This window comes from Corynebacterium sp. HMSC28B08 (genome assembly GCF_001806865.1).
GTDB lineage: Bacteria > Actinomycetota > Actinomycetes > Mycobacteriales > Mycobacteriaceae > Corynebacterium > Corynebacterium auriscanis.
The window spans coordinates 1-3,802 of the sequence record NZ_KV786155.1 but is presented as its reverse complement, the minus strand read 5'-3'; the positions used below and the strand labels follow the sequence as shown (position 1 = coordinate 3,802).

3 protein-coding genes are annotated in these 3,802 nt (G+C 55.3%); 1 reads left to right on the top strand and 2 read right to left on the bottom strand.

Annotated elements, in window-relative coordinates; translation table 11 throughout:
• Positions 1-80: 80 nt before the first annotated feature.
• Positions 81-1,982: a hypothetical protein gene (locus HMPREF3098_RS02060; protein WP_070433801.1), complete on the top strand. Its 1,902-nt coding sequence runs from the start codon at positions 81-83 to the stop codon at positions 1,980-1,982.
• 162 nt (positions 1,983-2,144) lie between these two features.
• On the opposite strand, the gene HMPREF3098_RS12030 is transcribed toward HMPREF3098_RS02060, so the two are convergent.
• Positions 2,145-2,279, bottom strand: coding sequence for an integrase core domain-containing protein (locus HMPREF3098_RS12030; RefSeq protein ID WP_070433802.1), 135 nt, complete (start codon positions 2,277-2,279; stop codon positions 2,145-2,147).
• 155 nt (positions 2,280-2,434) lie between these two features.
• Entirely contained in the window at positions 2,435-2,665 is a 231-nt protein-coding gene (locus HMPREF3098_RS02050) for a hypothetical protein (protein WP_070433800.1), read from the bottom strand.
• Positions 2,666-3,802: the final 1,137 nt, after the last annotated feature.

Genomic DNA, 3,802 nt, shown 5'->3' with positions numbered 1-3,802 from the left:
CTACTCAAACGGAACAAAACCTGGGGCACTTCAAGAGTATTAAAACACTCCACTGCAAACCAAAAGGTTAAACTGGCGAAATGACCATGTCCATTAACTATGTACGCTGGATTGGAATTGCAGCGTGGACCAGTGGTTTAGCCATCCCACGAAACTGCCAGGCGTTGGCTGTTCTTCCGGGGGATTCTCCCGGAAGAATCTTGATCCAGAGCTCCGGGGGACGCGCCACAACATTCGAGGACATTGAGCGTGAGTACACACATATCCAGTGGTTGCTAGCCGGAGCTCCTAATGATGAATCTGTGCTGGATTATATGTACCACCAGCAGCTCTGTTTAACGCATTATGAGCTCATCGACCATGACTTCGCCATCCTGGATGTCAGCGATAGCGCGTGCGAGAGCAAAAACTACACCTTCAGGCAAACGTCTGCTGCTGATCACCGCCCCGACTACAGTCCCAAGGCAGCATTAGCTGCAGCTCAGCGCCTCAGCAACTCCGCAATAGGATCGGCTCTTTCAGAACATATTCCTGCCTGGAATATGGCCGAGTCATTAGGTCTGCTAGCTCTTGCTGTTCGTGAATACTTCACGGGCGCGGTCGTACGGGAGCTTACTCGGAAGTATGTAAAGAATCTTCGTTCGGATTCTCTAAACACCCAGGAAGTTCTCGGTTGTGGCCGCCTCGCCTATAGCGTGGCGTTTAAAGCGAATGATGACTCTGCAACCACCGCTCCGGTGATCACCCTGCACGTTCAGGAAGATGATCCTCTTTTCACAGAATCTGTGTTGAGGCACATCGTTGACCGGGCGCAGGCCTTCGCTAGCGCATGTGGAAGTGGCGTTCATTGTGGGTCGGTATTCCACAACTTCATTTTCCACCAGGCGTTCCCTAGCACCGTCCATGAACCGGATGCTGAAGAAACGCCAATCATTCTGTACCGGATCCCGCTCAGCACTGATCTACTCCCTGTCCAATCCTTAACGCAGGTGTTGGGTGACAGCGCCGACCGCACAGCCGATGACGCACTGAGAGAACCTCCCCAACGGACTTCGCTAAGTATTCGTCGGCTCCCAGATAGCGGCATCATCCGGGTACGCAGCTTCATCCCGGGAACAAGCATCGTCGATCGTACAATTCACCGCGGCGGCTATCTCGCATCCTCGGAATTTGTTTCTAAGTTACAACAGGAAAAGGCGATGGCTGATCCTGATTGTCTCGCCGCAGCTGTAACACCGGCGCTGATCTGGGAATCTCTCAGCACTTGGGGTCTCGAGTCCGGCAGCACCGCAAGTTCAGTGTGTTCCGTGCTTAGCGTGCGTGCCAATAGCATCTCCGCTGTGGAAGGTTCCATTCATCAACCACTGTTGACAGTTGAGGTCGATGGGCAGGCGCCACTCGGCACTGTGGCACATGACGTGTGTGATGTTCTCGGTGACCTGGGCATCGATTCGTTTACGGACTTCCCGATTGAGTTACTGTGGTTCGATCCGCCGAAAGAGGCCGGCGCCAGCACCTCCTCTCCCAACGCTGCACCCCCACAGGCCACGTTGCTGGAACTCCCCGTCTTATGGCCCCGTGCGTTAGGGGCACGATCAATAGCTGCCACAGATCAGGCACTCGCGCTCGTCGCTGTTCGCCGAGCTCTGCGCCACTGTTGCACTAAAGGCCTGTCATGGGTCGGGGTCGCTCATGCTAGAAAAACCTCTGCCAGTGGGAGGCATCTGATTAGGGTGGCGGTCGCGTTCGAGTCTGAATACGCAGACAGAGTGGCCGCCAATCAGGAATTGTCCCTCGCAGTGAATGCGGTTTTTGCTGAAAACTCTATCGGTCCACATGTCACGTGCAAGGTTATCGATGCTAACCAAATAACCAACGTTTTAGCGTGGGTCACGGCGGCTGGGTACCATCCCGTTACTGGTTTCCTGCCTGCATATATTCAGCTTGAACACCTCAACACCGGCTATGCACCAAATTCTTGATCGCTATCACCCGTGGTTTGATACCCATGCTGGGTGGTCTGAGAATTAGGGCCAGTAGGTTTAAGCGACTGCCTGCTGTTCTTTCTTCCAATTCTCCGCATACCTGCCCGGGCTGAGATAGCCCAACGCCGAGTGCGGATGTTCAGTATTGTACCGGCGTGATCACCAGTCAACCATGACCCTGGCGCGGGTGAGGTCCTCAATAAGATTATCCTCACGTAGTTCGTCGCGCATCCGGTTATGCAATGACTCGACAACCCCGTTATGCCATGGTTGACCCGGCGGGATAAACGCCATGATCGCTTCATGCTCACTTGGCCCAGTCCCGCAGGCCACGTGCCATGCCCGACGGCACCCCCACCTGCGGTTGATGATCGGCAACATCAACCATCCAGGTGCGGATACCGGCATACTTTATCGGCGCTGGCATCTTGTCGTCGTCTGCTGGTGGCCTAGTTGTATGCCGACCGTGACAGCCCGACCACACGGCACGACAGACGCTGGACATACCCTTGAGATATCAGGTAGTCAACCGCTTCATGTCGACGGGCCGGGCTGAGAGTTTTCCCTTCAGCCAGCTCCCGTAGCGCGGCCTGTTCTAGCTCTGCCTGCCCGAGCAGTGCTTTGAGCTGCTGGTTGTCATCACGGAGCTTGTCTAGCTTCCGGACCTCGAAACGTGTCATCTGCCCCTAGGTTCGCCGCCAACGCGCGAGCGTGGAGTTGCTGACCTGCAGCTCGCAGGCAATCTGCCCGCCCGTTTTTATGCTTTGAGCTTGTCGGCGTTGTTGAGCTTGATCACGATCTGCTCGGGAGTGTGCTTCGAAAACTTCCTCATGACCACCATTGTTCCAGCCCCAACGGGCGATCCAATAGCAATCACTCAAATCATCTGATCCGAAAACCCAGCCCACACCAGTGCAGGCTCACCCGGTCGAGGATGAGGTGGGAGCCGTAGGAAAAAGAAACATCGTCGAGGGTAATTGCGGGCATGGTGATCCCCGGGATGTAGTAGAAACTTCGGTGACGTCTCAGCAGAACTGAGTGGAGATCACTTGGTCACCGGAAATGCACACTCCTCGATTAACGGGCGCGATCAACTGGCAGGTATGACCACATTTCACACAGCAAGCAAACGTCTGAACTAGAGATGCTTCATTTGAACCACTCACGCCGCGAGCGCGAGTGTTCCGCCATTTTGTATCCAAGTCGGGTTGAAAGCTCCCAAGCGGGTACACGCTCTCGGATCCCTTTTTAGCTTCTCATGCTTCTCTATCGCCCGTCGTGTTACGACTAACTTTTCACCATCTGGGTAGTGGGGGATTACATACAGGTTCCGGTCGGTATTGTGCTCTGTTTTCAGCGGGCTAACCCCCCGTGGGGCCGCGATACGGGATTTGTATGCGCATTCATTCCCTCATCCTCGCGTCTCGCGGTATCCCGGCCACCCTTCTTGCGCCTCGGTCCTTGTTGAGATTCCTGTTCTGCTTTTCGTTCGTCGCGGGTTTGTTGGGCCTTTGGTGTTGTCTGTCTGTTTGGGGTGTTGGAGGAGCAGAATGTGATGCACAGTATCGGTCGTGTAGGTGACGTCCCGTTCTGCTTTTCGCACGTGGCGGGGGTTTGCCGAGCGGCTGTCCGGATAACGAACGACGTGCGGGGCGGAGTGTCCGCCGCCCACGTACTGCTTCGCACAATGTGCAGCAGAACTCTGACAAAATCACGCGTTTTTGTTGGACTTCTGCTGCACATTTGTTGTGCGGCGCGGGAACCCTGGTACTTGGGTGGGCGTGGGAATTCGGGCACTAGGGGGTTCGGGAGAGCCT

Excerpts from the sequence above, each read along its gene's own strand:
- HMPREF3098_RS02050 (WP_070433800.1), bottom strand. The coding sequence starts at position 2,665 with ATGACACGTTTCGAGGTCCGGAAGCTAGACAAGCTCCGTGATGACAAC.
- HMPREF3098_RS02060 (WP_070433801.1), top strand. The coding sequence starts at position 81 with ATGACCATGTCCATTAACTATGTACGCTGGATTGGAATTGCAGCGTGG.
- HMPREF3098_RS12030 (WP_070433802.1), bottom strand. The coding sequence starts at position 2,279 with ATGGCGTTTATCCCGCCGGGTCAACCATGGCATAACGGGGTTGTCGAG.